Source organism: Streptomyces peucetius (assembly GCF_025854275.1).
In the GTDB taxonomy this organism is placed as follows: Bacteria; Actinomycetota; Actinomycetes; order Streptomycetales; family Streptomycetaceae; genus Streptomyces; species Streptomyces peucetius_A.
Genome location: NZ_CP107567.1, coordinates 4,157,457 through 4,173,097, shown reverse-complemented (window position 1 = coordinate 4,173,097; position 15,641 = coordinate 4,157,457). Strand labels below are relative to the sequence as shown.

Annotated in this window: 16 protein-coding genes and 2 pseudogenes; 11 read left to right on the top strand and 7 right to left on the bottom strand. The window is 70.6% G+C overall.

The features are described from left to right. Positions 1 to 24: 24 nt before the first annotated feature. Positions 25 to 435 carry a hypothetical protein gene (locus OGH68_RS19205; protein ID WP_264245616.1) on the bottom strand — a complete coding sequence of 137 codons (411 nt, stop codon included), beginning with the start codon at positions 433 to 435 and terminating at the stop codon, positions 25 to 27. On the opposite strand from OGH68_RS19205, the pseudogene OGH68_RS19200 reads away from it, so the two are divergent. The 6 genes and pseudogenes from OGH68_RS19200 to OGH68_RS19175 all read left to right on the top strand — a co-directional run. Further along, positions 412 to 738: pseudogene (locus tag OGH68_RS19200) on the top strand (DUF72 domain-containing protein); the annotation flags it as partial. The gene OGH68_RS19205 and the pseudogene OGH68_RS19200 sit on opposite strands and share 24 nt — an antisense overlap. A 213-nt stretch (positions 739 to 951) precedes the next feature. Further along, positions 952 to 1,089 carry a hypothetical protein gene (locus OGH68_RS19195; protein ID WP_264245614.1) on the top strand — a complete coding sequence of 46 codons (138 nt, stop codon included), beginning with the start codon at positions 952 to 954 and terminating at the stop codon, positions 1,087 to 1,089. Positions 1,090 to 1,190: 101 nt separating this feature from the next. Beyond that, positions 1,191 to 2,840 (top strand): hypothetical protein, encoded by a 1,650-nt coding sequence (locus OGH68_RS19190; protein ID WP_264245612.1) that lies wholly within the window; start codon positions 1,191 to 1,193, stop codon positions 2,838 to 2,840. A 92-nt stretch (positions 2,841 to 2,932) separates the two neighbouring features. Then, positions 2,933 to 3,841 (top strand): hypothetical protein, encoded by a 909-nt coding sequence (locus OGH68_RS19185; RefSeq protein WP_264245609.1) that lies wholly within the window; start codon positions 2,933 to 2,935, stop codon positions 3,839 to 3,841. 59 nt (positions 3,842 to 3,900) lie between these two features. Beyond that, positions 3,901 to 4,287 (top strand): hypothetical protein, encoded by a 387-nt coding sequence (locus tag OGH68_RS19180; protein ID WP_264250168.1) that lies wholly within the window; start codon positions 3,901 to 3,903, stop codon positions 4,285 to 4,287. Positions 4,288 to 4,489: 202 nt separating this feature from the next. Next, positions 4,490 to 5,356, top strand: a complete 867-nt coding sequence (locus OGH68_RS19175; RefSeq protein ID WP_264245608.1) for an SAM-dependent methyltransferase — start codon at positions 4,490 to 4,492, stop codon at positions 5,354 to 5,356. A 25-nt stretch (positions 5,357 to 5,381) separates the two neighbouring features. On the opposite strand, the gene OGH68_RS19170 is transcribed toward OGH68_RS19175, so the two are convergent. From OGH68_RS19170 to OGH68_RS19155, 4 genes are all read right to left on the bottom strand, one after another. Continuing rightward, positions 5,382 to 5,564 (bottom strand): hypothetical protein, encoded by a 183-nt coding sequence (locus tag OGH68_RS19170; RefSeq protein WP_264245606.1) that lies wholly within the window; start codon positions 5,562 to 5,564, stop codon positions 5,382 to 5,384. Between the two features lie 27 nt (positions 5,565 to 5,591). Next, entirely contained in the window at positions 5,592 to 6,224 is a 633-nt protein-coding gene (locus OGH68_RS19165; RefSeq protein WP_264245604.1) for a PadR family transcriptional regulator, read from the bottom strand. A 162-nt stretch (positions 6,225 to 6,386) separates the two neighbouring features. After that, positions 6,387 to 7,271 (bottom strand): septum formation family protein, encoded by an 885-nt coding sequence (locus OGH68_RS19160; protein WP_264245603.1) that lies wholly within the window; start codon positions 7,269 to 7,271, stop codon positions 6,387 to 6,389. A 156-nt stretch (positions 7,272 to 7,427) separates the two neighbouring features. Continuing rightward, positions 7,428 to 9,482 (bottom strand): NADPH-dependent 2,4-dienoyl-CoA reductase, encoded by a 2,055-nt coding sequence (locus OGH68_RS19155; RefSeq protein ID WP_264245601.1) that lies wholly within the window; start codon positions 9,480 to 9,482, stop codon positions 7,428 to 7,430. Positions 9,483 to 9,655: 173 nt separating this feature from the next. Between OGH68_RS19155 and OGH68_RS19150 the strand changes: the two genes are divergently transcribed. The 5 genes and pseudogenes from OGH68_RS19150 to OGH68_RS19130 all read left to right on the top strand — a co-directional run bounded on the left by OGH68_RS19150 (position 9,656) and on the right by OGH68_RS19130 (position 13,643). Beyond that, a complete protein-coding gene (locus OGH68_RS19150; RefSeq protein ID WP_264245600.1) occupies positions 9,656 to 10,417 on the top strand; it encodes a hypothetical protein in 762 nt (253 codons plus the stop codon). A 53-nt stretch (positions 10,418 to 10,470) separates the two neighbouring features. After that, positions 10,471 to 11,265, top strand: coding sequence for a DUF4239 domain-containing protein (locus tag OGH68_RS19145; RefSeq protein ID WP_264245598.1), 795 nt, complete (start codon positions 10,471 to 10,473; stop codon positions 11,263 to 11,265). Between the two features lie 114 nt (positions 11,266 to 11,379). Beyond that, positions 11,380 to 12,669, top strand: coding sequence for an RNA-guided endonuclease InsQ/TnpB family protein (locus OGH68_RS19140; protein WP_264245597.1), 1,290 nt, complete (start codon positions 11,380 to 11,382; stop codon positions 12,667 to 12,669). 81 nt (positions 12,670 to 12,750) lie between these two features. Beyond that, positions 12,751 to 13,151, top strand: a pseudogene (locus tag OGH68_RS19135) (NAD(P)H-dependent oxidoreductase); the annotation flags it as partial. Positions 13,152 to 13,196: 45 nt separating this feature from the next. Then, positions 13,197 to 13,643 carry a universal stress protein gene (locus OGH68_RS19130; RefSeq protein WP_264245594.1) on the top strand — a complete coding sequence of 149 codons (447 nt, stop codon included), beginning with the start codon at positions 13,197 to 13,199 and terminating at the stop codon, positions 13,641 to 13,643. 34 nt (positions 13,644 to 13,677) lie between these two features. Here OGH68_RS19130 and OGH68_RS19125 read toward each other — a convergent pair whose 3' ends face one another. Then, complete coding sequence (locus OGH68_RS19125) at positions 13,678 to 14,805, bottom strand: MerR family transcriptional regulator (protein ID WP_264245591.1); 1,128 nt, start codon at positions 14,803 to 14,805, stop codon at positions 13,678 to 13,680. Positions 14,806 to 15,078: 273 nt separating this feature from the next. Next, positions 15,079 to 15,483: a hypothetical protein gene (locus OGH68_RS19120; RefSeq protein WP_264245589.1), complete on the bottom strand. Its 405-nt coding sequence runs from the start codon at positions 15,481 to 15,483 to the stop codon at positions 15,079 to 15,081. Between the last annotated feature and the right edge of the window lie 158 nt (positions 15,484 to 15,641).

Genomic DNA, 15,641 nt, shown 5'->3' with positions numbered 1-15,641 from the left:
CTAAGGACTGTACTCCTAGCCGTTTCAGGTCTCACTCTCGCGCCGATCGCGCCAGCCGGTCACCGCAGGAGGGTGCCGTCGGGGCCGAACAGGTCGCCCTGGGCGTTGTAGTAGAAGTCCCTGGCCTCCCCCGGGCAGCGGCGCCGTGCCTGGCGGCAGTGCTGTCGCGCCGGCCGGGATCTTGACGGTGCCTTCCGGCACCGCCACCGCGCCGGCCGGGACCTCCCCGCGCCGCGGGAGCTGGACCATGCCGTCCCCGAGGTCGACCGCGCCCGCAGGGATCGGCGTGCCCTCGGGGAGCGTGACAGTGCGCGAGAGAACGGCGAACGCACCCTCGGGCAGCGGCGGAACCTGGATCTCGCCCATGCTCCTGATGGAGGCCATCGCGTCGCCGAGCTTCGACAGGCCCGGCTGCGCGCGGTGCTGGAGCGGCACGACGCCGCCCTGTGCTGGGCCGACCGGGCCTCGCGACCGGTCACACCGCTGTGGCGGACGGCGTCATGGGGCTACGTACGCTTCCACGCCGGCATCGCCCGTCCGGTACCGCGCTACGGCCGCAGGGCCCTGCGCTCCTGGACCGGCCGCATCGCCGGCACCTGGCCGGACGAGGACGACGTGTACGTCTACTTCAACAACGACCACGGCGGCGCCGCCGTCCTGGACGCGGCGGCGTTCGCCCGGACCGCGAGCGCACTGGGCCGAACGGTGAGCCGCACACCCCCGGCCCCGGGCCCCTGACCCTCCGGCCACGGCGGCCTCCGGCTCACATCGGGCGACGGCAGTGGGAAATGCCCACCGCGGGCGCTCCGGCCGTCGCCGTCCTGTGTTCCGCCCCAGCGCCCGCACGGACAGGGGACTTGGAGCGCGTCAAACCGTCGGCGATAGCATCGCGGACAGTTGTCCTGATCGACGCCACCGGGGGAAGCGGACGTGCCGAGCTACCACGAAGTGATGACCACCGACCTGTCGACGCTCACGACTGCGGCCAAGAAGTGGGACGACATGGCGAAGGAATTCTTCGACCATGTGGAGCAGCGCTACAAGGACGACGTGCAAGATCGCCCTGGACGCAGTCGTCAAGGACAGTGATCTCCTCCACGGGATGCCGGGCGGCTTCAACGCCGGCGCGAAGGGCGACGTCGAGGCATACGAGGCAGAAGCGGTCAAGGACGTCGCCAAGCGGGTCGCCGATGGCGAAGGTCTCGGCCAAGGAGCTCGAGGAACTGCGGCGGGCGCTGCGCGACAATCACGACGACAAGGCGTTCAGCCGGCTGCTGCTGGACGATCTCGGGCCGGAGTCCACGATCAAGCTGGGCAATGAGCTCAATGAACGGTTCTCCGGCGCCGAGGGCTCGGAGAAACTGCAACTGGCGGAGATGCAGAAGCATCTGGCCAACAGCGTGGCAACGGCGACAGCCGTGCCCGGCAGTGTGAAGGACATGCCGCCCGGTTCCGACAAGTTCAACGCCTGGCTGGCGAGCAAGGACGGTGCGTTCTACAAGGAGTGGACGGACGAGATGAAGAAGGAGGGGACGAAGAACTTCGGTCCGAACACCAACCCGCTGTACGGCTACCAGGCCTACGTCAGCCTGATGCAGCACGCGAACACCGACTTCGACGACCAGTTCCTCTACGACCTCGGCGATCAGACCATCAAGGCCGAGAAGGACCACCCGGGGATTTTCACCATGTGGGGCCCGGGCCACAAGGGCATCGAAACGGACGCGGTGGACGGTGTCCTCGGTCTGATGAGCAGGAACCCGGACGCCGCTACGGCCTTCTTCGACCCGGACGGCAATGGCAAGCCCCCGAACCATGTCGGCAACAACCACCTCGACTATCTGCTCGGCAGCGGAGACGACGCACGCGAATGGCCGAAGAACACCATTACCGGCATCTCCGTCACCACCCTCGACGATCCGACCAGCCGGTTGGGACTCGGTCTGGCCCTCGAAGCGGCGACGACCGGCCATGAGCCACTGCGCGAGGGCGAGTCGGGCGGCAAGCCGGGCCCGCACACGGCCGAGCAGGCCCGGGTCATGCAGCGAACGATCGGCATCCTCGACGACGGCGCGGGCGGAGAGTCGATCCACGCCAACCTGCACAAGCCGCTCGGCCACGCGATTGCCGACTACGCCCAGGACAACCACAGCATCCTCGCCGAGAACGGCACCAAGTACGGCAGCCCCGAGGGCAAGGACAAGATCTGGCAGAACGGCGAGGATGCCGGCATCACCGTCGGCAAGGACAGCCTGATGCGGGTGATGCGTGGCGTGTCGTCCGACGACCAGACATACGCCCTGCTCCAGGACACCCAGCGGCTCTACGCCTTGGACCAGTTGACGCAAGCACCCGAATCAGGCGGGCCGGGCAACGACGCCTGGAAGAACCCGGCGCACGACCTCGGCGCTGTGACGGGAGCGATGAACTCGATCGGCACCGATGTGATTCTGGACGAACGCGACGGCAAGATCGGCGCCGCCAACGACATGGCCAAATACGCATACCACGGGATCGGCGCGCCCATCACGGGACTGCCCGTACTCGGCGACACAGCCCAGCGGCTTGTGGACGCGGCGACATACGAATGGTCGAAGGATGTGGCCGACACGGCCAGTTCGCAGGCTCAGGAGAAGAACTCGGATCACTACGCGGCCGGCATCAACGGTACGTACGACATGATCGACCGCTGGGCGGAGGACCGAGGCGTGGACATCCACGACGAGGAGAACAAGAAGAACGATCCGAACTGGGTGGCCTGGCAGGCCATGAGAGACGAAGCGAAAGTCTCCTACGGAACGTCGCGTGGGGACGCTGCCGTCTATCTCGGGTGGGAGTGACACACGTGGAAAGCACCGACCCTATGGATGGCGCGACCCCTCCTCCGAGGCCGTCGCGACGTCGGTACCTGATCGCGGGGACGGTGGCCGTGATGGCCGTACTCGCCGGAACGTTCGCGTTCTTCAACACGAACATCCTGACGCCGGAACGGATCTGCCACGGCTGGGTGACGCCGGACGAGGCGTCCGCGGCCCTGGGCGGCGGTCCTGGTCGCGTATCGGCGTCCGAGGACTCCGACACCACATGCACGATCCGGCAGGAGAGCTGGCTGCCGGGCGGGAGTAGACAACTCAGCCTTCGGACCGTGTCCGAGGATGCCGCTTTCCCCTTCGAACTGGGCGCCTGGGACATCTCGGGGACACGGCACGTCATGACCGGCGGGACACACGGCGCGTACGACGACTACTCCGGCTGGGCGCTGCTTCCACCGTCCTGTGTGGACACCGCAAGCGAGAAGGGTCCACAGCCCGTGGTGCGTGCTGCGATCACGACCGGCGATTCGGGAGGAGACTCCGAAGGCATGGGTCGCCTGCTGATCTCCGCCTCGAAGGCGATCTCCTCCGGATCAGCCGACTGCTCCGCACCCGGCCACAATGAGCCGACGCGCCATCTCTCACCCTCCGCGGAGGAGGCGGCGGACCTCGCCAACCTCTGCGGGGTCCCCGGCTTCCGGCTCAAGGCGGTAAAGGGCCCCAAGGGCGAGCGGGTGATGAATCAGATGACCGGTTCTCTGCGTGACGGCCTGTACTGCGATCTCACCTTTGAGGGAGACGAGGAAGGGCCCTTCGCTCGTCTGGCGATTGTGAGCGATCCGCCACTGGTGAAGCCGCTCGGGAGCAGAGACTTCTCCCGTTCGGTCTGCGGCGGTAAGGAGACCGTCTTCGCCTTCGACTACCGGTACGTCGAAAAGAATGACCTCGCTGGGACGGGCCTGCCGGACACCGCTGGGCTGGCCAAGGCATTCAGCGAAGCGGCACGCACGGCACTGAACTGCGACTGAGGGGGCGGTACGCGATGAATGAAACCGACGCACACGGAATGCCAGGAGTGCCGGTGGAGATGCGACTGAACCAGGTTCCGACGGATCCGGGCGGCAACGGCAACTTTCACGGCCCCTACCTGGCTTCCTCTCCGGCGCAGAAGAAGAAGGCCGCGGACTCCATCGAGAAGTACATCGAACCCGACACGCGCAGGGCAGGAGACGTCGCAGAGGAGTCAACCGGCGCCGTCGTCAAAGCCTTCGCTCCCAAGGACGGCGAGGGCTGGGTGACGTCGGGTGCGCTCAAAGCCGCGCACAAGACCTGGGAAGGACAGGTCAAGGCTCTGCTGAACCGGCTGAGCGGCGAGAAGGCATCGCTCCGTGCCACGAACACGCTGCTCGGCGGTACGGACATCAGGGTAGGTGCTGAGACGAAGCGGATCCCCTCCGCGCTGGACGGGTACTGAGCCTCCCTCTCTGTGCGGCCCTGCACATCCGTCTCGGACGAACCGCAGCGCGAAACCGCCGTCGGTCCCCTGCTGGTGCAGGGGACCCGGTGCGCCGGTCACCGCCGGCTGGCCGGATACGGTCGGACGTCCTTCCGGGCGAAGTAGTGTCGCCACGACGTGGCCCGGCACACCGACATCCGGAAGAGGCGGAGAGCACGCTGTGAGCGATGAGAACCGGCCCGACGAGGTCTCGATACCGTACGACGTGCCGACTTCCGCCCGGGCCTACGGATGGATGCTGGGCGGCAAGGACAACTACGAGGTCGACCGGGCCTTCTGTCTCGCCACGCTGCCGGACTTCCCGGAGTGCGTGGACATCGCCCGACAGAACCGGCAGTTCCTCTTCCGGGCGGTGCGCCATCTGGCGCAGGAGATGGGGATCCGTCAGTTCCTCGACATGGGCTGCGGGCTGCCCACCGACAACAACGTCCACCAGGTGGCTCAGCGCTTCGCGCCGGACGCCCGTGTCGTGTACGTGGACATCGACCCGATCGTGCTCGCGCACGGGCATGCGCTGCTCGCCGACAACGCGACGACCACCGTCATCACCGCCGACATGCGGGACCAGCGGTCGGTGATGGACCATCCCGACGTGCGCCGTCTGATCGACTTCCGCGAACCGGTGGCGGTGCTGTTCCTCTCCGTGGGACACCACCTCGTCGACGCCGACGAACCGCGCCGGATCCTGCGTACGGTCGTCGACCGGGCGGCGCCGGGCAGCTGCGTCGGCTTCTCGCACGTCGTCTGCGACGATCCGGTCCGCGGGGCCGAGATGACCGCGCACATCGCGTCGCGCGGCATCCCGTGGCAGACGCGGACCCCGGCCGAGGTCGACGCGCTGGTGGAGGGGCTGGTGCCGGTGGAACCGGGACTGGTCGATCTGGCCCACTGGCGGCCCGATCCCGACCAGCCGCCGCTCGCCCCGGTGCACGCGGACCTCGCGCCCTACCTCGGTGCCTCCAAGGGCAAGAAGGACGGCAAGGGCCTCTACGAGTACGGCGGGCTGCTTCAGGTGCCCCGGGCGTAGAGCCCGCGGGCGGGGCCGGCCGGGGTCAGGTGAGCGTGATGAAGAGGCCGAGGGCCAGCACGGCGACTCCGCAGCCGTAGAGGGCCGACGTCACGGAGCGGGCCTCCGCGGAGGGGTCGGCGCCGGCGGCCCGGGCGAAGCCCACGGCGGATTTCAGCAACAGGATGAGAGCGGCCACGCAGACGACCGCGATCAAGAAGTCCGTCACGCGGCGACGGTCTCACGGGTCGTCAGATCACGCATCCCGGGACGGCTCACCTGGCGCATCCGGGTGCGTGGCGGGGCCCGGGGGCGGCCCCGGGGCGGGGGTCTGCTCGCCGGCGAGGTCGAGGGCCGGGGCCGTGAGCTCAAAGAGCGTGTCCGTCAGCCACTTCGTCCAGAACGTCTCCAGCTCGATGCCGCCCCGCAGCACCACATGGCGCAGCCGGTCCTCCCTGCTGACCCGGCGCTCCGGCGGGAAGTCGCGTTCCTCGATCGCCAGGTATCCGGCCAACTGGGTGCGGTGCAGCTCCAGATGGCGTACGAGCTCCGCCTCCATGTCCGCGCCGCCGACCACCGCTGCCGCGCGCAGCCGCAGCAGCAGCGGGTCGCGGATCTGCCGGGGATCCTCGGGGCGGGTGACCCAGGCCGCCAGTTCCTCCCGGCCCGCGGGCAGTACCTCGTAGTCCTTCTTCTGCCCTCGCGTCGGCTGCTCGGAGGGCAGGGCCCGGATGTGCCCGGCCTGCTCGAGCTTGCCCAGTTCGCGGTAGATCTGCTGGTGGGTGGCCGACCAGAAGTAGCCGATCGACTTGTCGAAACGGCGGGTCAGCTCCAGGCCCGACGAGGGTTTCTCGAGAAGGGCCGTGAGGATCGCGTGGGGCAGGGACATGGCCGCATCGTAGGACCCGTCCGACGCGGGGAGTGCCCCTGGCTCCGGCTCGCGCGGGGCCGTGCGGCGGGGCCGGTGCCCCGGCGGACACGGCCCCGCACGCGCCGGGGGGGAGGTCGGCCTGCCTCTGGGCCGTCAGGCCCCCCGACGCCCCCGGCGGCGTCAGCTCGCCCAGACCTCGGCCTCGTCGGCCGGGACGGTGGTCGCCAGGCCCAGTTCCTTGCGGGCAGCGACCGTCTTCTTCGGGTCGAGACCGGTGAAGGCCGGGTCGTAGGCGGCGTAGAACGCGTCCACGTCGGCGGCCGTCGCGGCCTTCTTCCACTGGTCGGCGGTCTTCACCAGCTGGGCGCGGAGCTTGCCCGTCTCCGTGCCGTCGATGCCCTCGAGGCCCTCGAGGTGCGTGTCGAGGGCGGCGGCGACGGCCTTGGCCTGAGCCTTGTAGCCGTCGAGGTCGTCGTCGACGGTCTCCGCCTCGGGCTGGGTCGTCCACAGGGCGTCGTACACGGCGTTGGCGCCCTTGAGGTACTCGGCCTGGCCGGGCTTCGAGACATCGCCACCGGCCTTCAGGGAGCCGCTGAACGTGCCTTTCTCCTTGGTGTAGGTGCAGCTCACGGCGCGGTCGCCGGTCGACCAGCTCTCCTGGGTCGGGGTGTAGTGGAGGATGTCGACACCCGCAGGGAGCGCCCAGGTGTCCGGGGCGAACTTCTGCGCCTCGACCGGGCACCGCTCGTCGGCGATCGCCCAGATCGCCTCGTTGCCGGGGAACGCCTTGCCCTCGTCGAGCTTGAACTCGCCGACGACCTGGCCCTGGTGGGGCTCGGCGCACGGCACCACCTCGATGGCGAACGTCTCGCCCTCGGTCGCCTTGGTGTTCGGGTTGTAGCAGTCACCGATGGCGAGCGAGAACACCGATTGCTGGCGAGCCGCCTTCTTCACGCCGTCCTTGGCGCTCTCGATGGCTTCCGAGCACCCCACCGCGCCGACCGCGAGCAGGGCGACGACGGCGGACATGCCGCGCAGGGGACGGGACAGGGTGCGCAGAGCCATGGCAGGTACGTCCTCTTACATAATTCTTATGAATGTCGTGCGCATGGTATGCCACGGGTATGACCGGGTCATGACCGGACGGGAAACGGCCGGGAGGGCGACGCGGTCGCGTCGCCCTCCCGGCCCGGCCTCGCGATCACAGGCGCCCCGGGGTGCTCACAAGGCAGCCGCCAGCCGGGTGCCCTGGTCGATGGCGCGCTTCGCGTCCAGCTCCGCGGCCACGTCCGCGCCGCCGATCAGATGGACCGTACGGCCCGCCTCGGTCAACTCCTCGTACAGCGAACGCTGCGGCTCCTGGCCGGTGCAGAGCACCACCGTGTCGACGGGCAGGACGGACGCCGTGCCGTCGACGGTGAGGTGCAGGCCCTCGTCGTCGATCCGGTCGTACGTGGCTCCCGCCGTCATCGTCACCCCGCGGTGCTTGAGCTCCGTGCGGTGGATCCAGCCCGTCGTCTTCCCGAGCCCGGCGCCGACCTTGCTGGTCTTGCGCTGGAGCAGGTGCACGGCGCGCGGCGGAGCCGGGCGCTCGGGCTTCGTCAGCCCGCCGGGCCCCGCGTAGTCCATGTCGACGCCCCACTGACGGAAGTACGTCGACGGGTCCAGGCTCGCGCCCTCGCCGCCGTCGGTGAGGAACTCGGCGACGTCGAAGCCGATGCCGCCGGCGCCGATGACGGCCACCCGCTCGCCGACGGGCGCGCCGTCGCGCAGCACGTCGAGGTAGCTGACGACGCTGGGGTGGTCGACGCCGTCGATCTCGGGGGTCCGGGGCGTGACACCGGTGGCGACGACAACCTCGTCGAAGTCGGCGGCCGGCAGGTCGTCGGCGGTGACGCGGACGCCGAGGCGGACCCGGACGCCGTGCTCCTTCAGCTGCGTGCGGTAGTAGCGCAGCGTCTCGTCGAACTCCTCCTTGCCCGGGATGCGCTTGGCGATGTTCAGCTGGCCGCCGACCTCGTCGGCGGCGTCGAACAGCGTCACGTCGTGGCCGCGTCCGGCAGCGGAGACCGCGCAGGCGAGCCCGGCCGGCCCGGCGCCGACGATCGCGACGCGCTTTTTCAGCCGGGTGGGCGCGAGGACGAGCTCGGTCTCGTGGCAGGCACGCGGGTTGACCAGGCAGGAGGTGATCTTGAGGCTGAAGGTGTGGTCCAGGCAGGCCTGGTTGCAGCCGATGCAGGTGTTGATGGTGTCGGGGCGGCCGGCCCGTGCCTTGGCCACGAACTCGGGGTCGGCGAGGAACGGGCGGGCCATCGAGACCATGTCGGCGCGGCCGTCGGCGAGGACCTGCTCGGCGACCTCGGGCGTGTTGATGCGGTTGCTGGTCACCAGCGGCACCGAGACGGCGCCCATCAGCTTCTTGGTGACCCAGGTGTACGCGCCGCGCGGCACGGACGTCGCGATGGTGGGGATACGGGCCTCGTGCCAGCCGATGCCGGTGTTGATGATCGTGGCCCCGGCCGCCTCGATCCCCTTGGCGAGCGTGACGACCTCTTCGAGGGAGGAGCCGCCGGGCACCAGGTCCAGCATGGAGAGCCGGTAGATCAGGATGAAGTCTTCTCCGACCGCCTCGCGGGTGCGGCGGACGATCTCCAGGGGCAGCCGGGTGCGGTTCTCGTAGCTGCCGCCCCAGCGGTCGGTGCGGTGATTGGTGGCGCTCGCGATGAACTCGTTGATGAAGTAGCCCTCGGAGCCCATGATCTCGACGCCGTCGTATCCGGCCGACCTGGCGAGGACGGCCGCGCGGACGAAGTCCCCGATCGTCTCCTCGATCTCGGCGTCGGTCAGGGCGTGCGGGACGAAGGGGCTGATGGGGGCCTGGATCGCGCTGGGGGCGACGAGGTCCTGGTGGTACGCGTACCGGCCGAAGTGGAGGATCTGCATGGCGATCCGGCCGCCCTCGGCGTGCACGGCGTCGGTGACGACCCGGTGCTGCGCGGCCTCGTCCTCGGTCGTGAGCCGGGCCCCGCCCTCGTAGGGGCGGCCGCGGTCGTTGGGGGCGATGCCGCCGGTGACGATGAGGCCGACGCCGCCGCGGGCGCGCTCCGCGTAGAAGGCGGCCATCCGCTCGAACCCGCGCTCGGCCTCTTCGAGGCCGACGTGCATGGAGCCCATCAGTACCCGGTTCGGCAGCGTGGTGAACCCGAGGTCGAGCGGGCTCAGCAGATGCGGGTACGGCGCCGGCCCGGCCGTGGTGGTGCTCGTACTCGTCGTCATCGGTGCCTCCTCGCACGGGGTGTCGACTGAAGTTCTAGCGGGCCGGACGACCCTTGTGCAACAAAGTGCAAAATGATCCGCGCCACAGCCGGTGCCAGGCGTACAAATGGACTGATCAGCCATACGGGTGATTCTGGTCATACGACTGCGTTCCCGACCTCTACCTTGGCGCCGTGGCGGGATGGCAGCACGTGAGCGCACTGGGTGTCGCGGCGGTTCTCGGAGCACAGGGGGCGGGCGTCGTGGCCCCCTCGTCCGGGGAGGCAGACGGACCGGGGAGGGCGGAAGCAGCGGTCGTGGCGCCTGCGGGAACGCCGGTCGCCGCGTCCGCCGAAGTGGCGGTCGCCGCGACGGGGGCAGCGCCGGTCGGCGCGTCCGGACAGGAGCCGGGGCCGGGGCGGAGTCGGCCGGCGCTCGTCCTGTCGGTGTCGGCGACGGTGCCGGGCCTGGTCTTCGGCACGGTCTCCGTGACGATCGGCCTCGGGCACTGCACGCCGAAGCCCACGCCGACGCCTCCCCCGCCCACTCCGACCCCTCCCGCGCCGCCCACCCCGCCGTCGCCGGAGCCACCGCCACCGGAGCCGTCACCCCCGGACCCCACCACCCCGGCGCCGCCCTCGCCGTCGCCCACGCCCTCGCCCTCCGGCGCGCCGCCGTCACCGCCCGCCGCGCAGGCCGGCCCACCGGCCCCGCCCCCGGCGGCCCCGGAGCCGGCACCCCCCGAGCCGGCGGCCCCCGCGCCGCCCGCCGCGGTTCCGCCGCCGACGCGTGCGGAGGCCGTCGCCATCCGCACGTACCGGCCCCCGACCCGCGCGCCCGGGCACACGGGGACGCCGCTCACGGTCCTGATGCTCGTCACCACCATCCCGGCCGTGCTCGCCGCGGCCCTGCTGCGCCCCCGTTCGCAGTCCGCCGGCCGGCGCGGCCGCGCCTGAACACGCCCCGCCACGCAACAGCCCGACCACTCCCCACACCACCGGAGACCCTCATGTCCGAATGGCTGGTCCTCGCCGTCGTGATGGCGGCCGCCTGCGCCGTCGTCCTCGTCGTCACGGTCCTCAGCCAGCGCGCCCCGCGGGGCGCCACGGCTGCGGCCGGCCTCGACGACCGGGAGGCGCCGAAGACACCGGACGTGCTCGAGTACATGGTGATGATGGTCGGCGTCGTGTACGCGATCGTGCTCGGCCTCGCGATCGCCGGCGTGTGGGAGGCGCGCGGGGCGGCACAGGACGCCGTACGCGCGGAGGCGCAGGCGCTGCACGAGGTCACCCAGCGGGTCCAGGTCTACCCGGCCGACTTCCGTGACCGGCTCCGGGCGGACATCGACACCTACGTCTCGGAGGTCGTCGAGGCGGAGTGGCCGCGGATGGTCGAGCACCAGGAGCTGTCGTCGCGCGGGACGGAGCTGCTCGCGGCGGTGCGGTCCGACATCGCCGAGCGCGAGCCGAAGAACGAGTTGGAGGCGCAGGCCTACCAACCGATGCTCGACCAGGTGGCCGCGGCGGAGGACGCGCGCAACGCCCGGGCGGCGGGCGCCGGCGAGACGCTGCCGGGCATCGTGTGGTTCGGGCTGATCAGCGGGGCCGTCGTGACGATCGGGCTGATCTTCACCATGCAGATCGGCCGCTCGTTCCGTGAACTGCTGCTCGCCGGGCTCTTCAGCGCGCTGATCGCCTTCCTGCTCTTCCTGGTGTGGGACTTCGACGCGCCCTTCGGCCGCTCCGGCTCCGAGTCGGCGGACGCCTTCCGCCAGCTCTTCCCGGGAGCCACGGGGTCGGGCTGAGCGCGACTCTCCCCCGGAGCCGGGGAAACCGCGGCCTGGATGGTCGGCCACTCGTTCGGGTGAGCCTGGTTGGATGCGGGGAGGGCAATAGGACTTTGTGGCTACGTTGGCGGCATGTCACGTTTCTGTATGTATCCGACGGGTGGGCAGGCGGGCGTCATGCTCGAACACTGCGCGCACGCCCGGTACGTGTGGAACCTGGCCGTCGAGCAGCACGCGCACTGGAGGCCGGGCCGGAAATCCGGCCCAGGGTTCGCGGAGCAGTGCAGGCAACTCACCGAGGCGCGCCGTGACAACGCATGGCTCGCCGCTGGGAACGCGGATGTGCAGCAGCAGGCCTTGAAGGACTTCGCAAAGGCCAAGACGGCCAGGTTCGTCTCCGGGTTCGGGGAGCCGACCTGGCGGAAGAAGTACCGGCATGAGGGCTTCCGCGTCATCGGCACCGACCGCGTTCCGGAGTTCCGGCCGGACGGTTCGCCGAAGCTGAACGCGAAGACCGGCAGGCAGGTTCACGGCCGTTCCGTTGTGGTTCGCAAGCTGAACCGGCGGTGGGCACAGGTGAAGGTTCCCGGCTGCGGCTGGGTCCGTTTCCGGCTGTGTCGCGCCGAACTCCCCGCAGCGAAGACCTTCCGGGTCACCTTCCGCAACAACCAGTGGCACATCGCGTTCGCGGTGATCCCCGATGCCATCGAGGCCCCCGGCACGGGCAAGGTAATCGGCATCGACCGCGGTGTGAAGATCACCGCAGCCCTCTCCGACGGACGGAAACTGAACTGCCCGCAGCTCACCACCAAGGAGTGGGCACAGATCCGCAAGCACCAGCGCCGCGCAGCCCGCGCCCCCAAGGGCAGCGACCGCAAGAGGGCCGGGTACGCCAAGGTTGCCAAGCTCAAGGCGCGTGAGGCCGACCGGCGCAAGGACTGGTGCGAGAAGACCTCGACGATCCTCGCCCGCACCTGCGACCTCGTGCGGTTCGAGAAACTGAACATCAAGAACATGACCGCCTCCGCCAAGGGAACGGTCGAGCAGCCCGGCAAGCAGGTCAGGCAGAAGGCCGGACTGAACCGGGCGGTCCTCGCCCACGGCTGGGGCCTGCTCCGTCGGCGTACCGAGGAGAAGGCTCCCGGCCGGGTCGAGGCCGTACCCGCCCCCTACACATCTCTGCGGTGCAGCGCCTGCGGATGGATCGAGAAGAACTCGCGCAAGAGCCAAGCCGAGTTCGTCTGCGTGTCCTGCGGCTTCACCTGCAACGCCGATGAGAACGCGTCATGCAACGTCGCGGCAGGACAGGGCGGCATCCCCCGCCCCCGGCGTACAGCCGGTGCCGGAGGGGTGACAGTGGCCACCGGCCGCTCGAGCGCCCGTGAACCTCAATCCACTGGAATTGGAATCCCCCTCGCATGAGATTCCCGAACGGAGTCTTTCGAGGGGGAGGATGTCAAAACAACATCTTCTGGCCCCCGCCCCCCGCCCCCACCACCGGGTGCCGACAGGCTGATAGCCGTGACGCCCGTGTTCACGCCTCGTACAGCGGACTGTTCAAGTCGTTCTTCGACCTGATCGAGCCCGACGCGCTCACCGGCAAGCCGGTGCTGATCGCGGCGACCGGCGGAACCGCCCGGCACTCTCCCCCAGGCCTGGGGGCCTGGGGGTGCCCCCCAGTGCTGGAGCACGCCCTGCGGCCGCTCTTCGCCCACCTGCGGGCCCTCGTCGTGCCGACTGCCGTGTACGCGGCGTCGGAGGACTGGGGCGGTACGGGCGACTCGATGACGGCCGCCCTGCCCGACCGCATCGCCCGCGCGGGCAGCGAGCTCGCGGCGCTGATGGCCCGGCGGACCACAGACGAGCCTCGCCGGGACACGGCCACCGCGGACCTGTTTGCGTAGTTTTACGTAGGCTTGCAGTGAGCTACTGCTACGGAGGTGGCGGGCATGGCGGACAAGGCAGCCGCAGGCAGGATCGTCGTCGGCGTGGACGGCTCGGAGCCGTCGATCAGAGCCCTGCGCTGGGCGGTACGGCAGGCCGGGCTGACCGGGGACTCCCTGGAGGCCGTCATCAGCTGGGAGTACCCGGCCGCCGGCTGGACCACCCTGGTCGCCGCCACCCCGGCCGACTTCGACCCGCAGAAGCTGGCGGCCCAGGTGCTCGACGAGACCCTGGAGCAGACGCTCGGCGACGAGGCCGCCGCCGTGACCCGCACGGTCCTCATCGGCAACCCGGCGCAGGCCCTGATGGACCGGTCCGAGGGCGCGTCGCTGCTGGTGGTGGGCGATCGCGGCTACAGCGGCTTCAAGGCGACCCTGCTCGGCTCCGTCGGCCTGCACCTGACCCAGCACGCTCCGTGCCCGGTCGTCGTGGTGCGCGGCGGGCCCGCCTGACCTCAGTCCCCGCCGCGCGACCCAGTCGGCCCGGTCAGGCGGGCCCCTCGACCACGCCCTCGACCACGTCCGCCACCACACAGGCGACGTTGTCGGGGGCACCGGCGTCGTGGGCGAGCCCGATCAGCCGGGCGACCGCGTCGTCCGGCTCGGCGACGGACTCGACGGTCCGCCTGATGTCCGCGTGCGGCACGGCCACCGACAGCCCGTCTGAGCAGAGCAGGTACCGGTCGCCCGGCCTCGCCTCGTGCAGCCGCAGATCCGGCCGCACGGGCTCCTCGCTGCCGTCCAGGGCCCGCAGCAACATGGACCGCTGGGGGTGGGAGGCCGCCTCCTCCGCGTCGAGGCGGCCTTCGTCGATCATCGACTGGACCACCGTGTGGTCGTGCGTGATCCGGAAGAACCGCCCGTCGCGCAGCAGGTACGCGCGGCTGTCCCCGATGTGGACGAGCGCCAGCCGCGATCCGGTCCACACCATCGCGGTCAGCGTCGTACCGGAGCCGTCGAGGCCGCGGACCGCGGCGTTGGCCTGCTGGACGGCGTCCTCGAGGGCGTTGAGCAGGTCACCGGCGCGAGGCGGGGCCGCGCCCGCGCTCCCGGGTGCCTCCGCCACCTCCGCCACCTCGGTCTCGAGGGCCCTGAGCGCGTCGACCGCACCGGAGCCGGCCCGTCCGCCGTCGGTGCCGAACCCGTCGGCGACGGCGAGCAACCGTGATCCGGCGTAGGCCACGTCCTGGTTGGAGTCCCTGACGAGTCCGCGGTCCGAGCAGGCGGCGTAGCGGATCGCCAGGGGAGTGGTGAGCTGGGGCATCGGTCGGGTGTCCTTCCCGGAGAGCTGGTCCACGAGGAAGTCCGCCAGGTCCCTGCGCGCGGAGGTCTCCGCCTCCACCCGGGCCCAGTACGCCCGGATCTCCCGGGCCGCCGCCGGGGCGTCCGCCTCGGCGAGGTCGCAGACCCCGCGGATGCGGGCCAGCGGCATGCCGATCCGCCGCAGCCATGCCACCAGCCGGGCGCGTTCGGACTGCGCCTCGTCGTAGTACCGGTAGCCGGTGAAGGGGTCGGTGCGGGCGGGGCGCAGCAGGCCCAGTTCGTCGTAGCGGCGCAGTGCCTTCGCCGACAGCCGGGAGACACGGGCGAACGCCCCGATGGTCAGCAGGTCCATGGATCCCCCGGCTTCTCTTCTTCCTCGGCCGGGCGCTCGCCCGGCACGGTCGATGCTGGGCTTTCCCCCGGAGGGAAGGTCAAGCGACGGTGCCCCCGGAAATTCCGGGGGCACCGTTTCGGGCGGCTGCGGCGTCACTTGCGGTTGTACATTGCCAGATCTGTACTCATCGTCCGTTCGTCCGTCCCTCGGTTCCTTCTCGCCGTCCGTTCGGTGCAGACGCGATCCGATGCCCGAAGTAACCCGAAGTAATCGGTCGGACAGCCGCCGGCGTCACTCCCGCGTGTAGTAGAAGTAGAAGAGCGCGGCGCCCACACCCGCGCCCACCGCGACCCCGATCCCCGCGGCTCTCAGCACGCTCCCTCCGCCCAGGCTGGTCAGGAAGCCGATGGTCACGGCCGTCAGCGCCCCGTACGCCAGCGCGCGCAGTTCACGCGGCAGCCGCTGCTGGATGCGGCCCAGCCCGAAGGCGAGCGCCGCGAGGACCACCGCGGTGACCACGCCGAGGACCCACTGGCCGCCGGTCGCGACCCCGCCCTCCTCGACGCGCTTGATGACGGCGGCCCAGATGCCGAAGGTCAGACCGAAGGCGACGGGAAGTGCCCAGGCGAGAGGGGTGTGGTGCCGGGGCTCGTGGGCCCGGCGCCGCCGGTGCGGCATCGCTGCGTGTGCGGCCATGGCAGAGAACTCCTTCCCTGTCCCCCCGCGCCCCCTCTTCAGGGCACACCAGCACGCCGCCGCGGGCAAGTCCTGGGGACGGTTCCCTCCCGGCCGGGCCGCCGCGCCACCGCCACGGCGCCGTCGGCCCCGTCCGCGCCGCTCGCAACGGATCCGCC

What these genes read in the sequence shown, in the direction of transcription:
- OGH68_RS19195 (WP_264245614.1), top strand. Translation starts at nt 952, where the DNA reads ATGACCACCGACCTGTCGACGCTCACGACTGCGGCCAAGAAGTGGGAC.
- OGH68_RS19190 (WP_264245612.1), top strand. Translation starts at nt 1,191, where the DNA reads ATGGCGAAGGTCTCGGCCAAGGAGCTCGAGGAACTGCGGCGGGCGCTG.
- OGH68_RS19185 (WP_264245609.1), top strand. Translation starts at nt 2,933, where the DNA reads ATGGCCGTACTCGCCGGAACGTTCGCGTTCTTCAACACGAACATCCTG.
- OGH68_RS19180 (WP_264250168.1), top strand. Translation starts at nt 3,901, where the DNA reads ATGCGACTGAACCAGGTTCCGACGGATCCGGGCGGCAACGGCAACTTT.
- OGH68_RS19165 (WP_264245604.1), bottom strand. Translation starts at nt 6,224, where the DNA reads ATGTCCCTGCCCCACGCGATCCTCACGGCCCTTCTCGAGAAACCCTCG.
- OGH68_RS19160 (WP_264245603.1), bottom strand. Translation starts at nt 7,271, where the DNA reads ATGGCTCTGCGCACCCTGTCCCGTCCCCTGCGCGGCATGTCCGCCGTC.
- OGH68_RS19155 (WP_264245601.1), bottom strand. Translation starts at nt 9,482, where the DNA reads ATGACGACGAGTACGAGCACCACCACGGCCGGGCCGGCGCCGTACCCG.
- OGH68_RS19145 (WP_264245598.1), top strand. Translation starts at nt 10,471, where the DNA reads ATGTCCGAATGGCTGGTCCTCGCCGTCGTGATGGCGGCCGCCTGCGCC.
- OGH68_RS19140 (WP_264245597.1), top strand. Translation starts at nt 11,380, where the DNA reads ATGTCACGTTTCTGTATGTATCCGACGGGTGGGCAGGCGGGCGTCATG.
- OGH68_RS19130 (WP_264245594.1), top strand. Translation starts at nt 13,197, where the DNA reads ATGGCGGACAAGGCAGCCGCAGGCAGGATCGTCGTCGGCGTGGACGGC.
- OGH68_RS19125 (WP_264245591.1), bottom strand. Translation starts at nt 14,805, where the DNA reads ATGGACCTGCTGACCATCGGGGCGTTCGCCCGTGTCTCCCGGCTGTCG.
- OGH68_RS19120 (WP_264245589.1), bottom strand. Translation starts at nt 15,483, where the DNA reads ATGGCCGCACACGCAGCGATGCCGCACCGGCGGCGCCGGGCCCACGAG.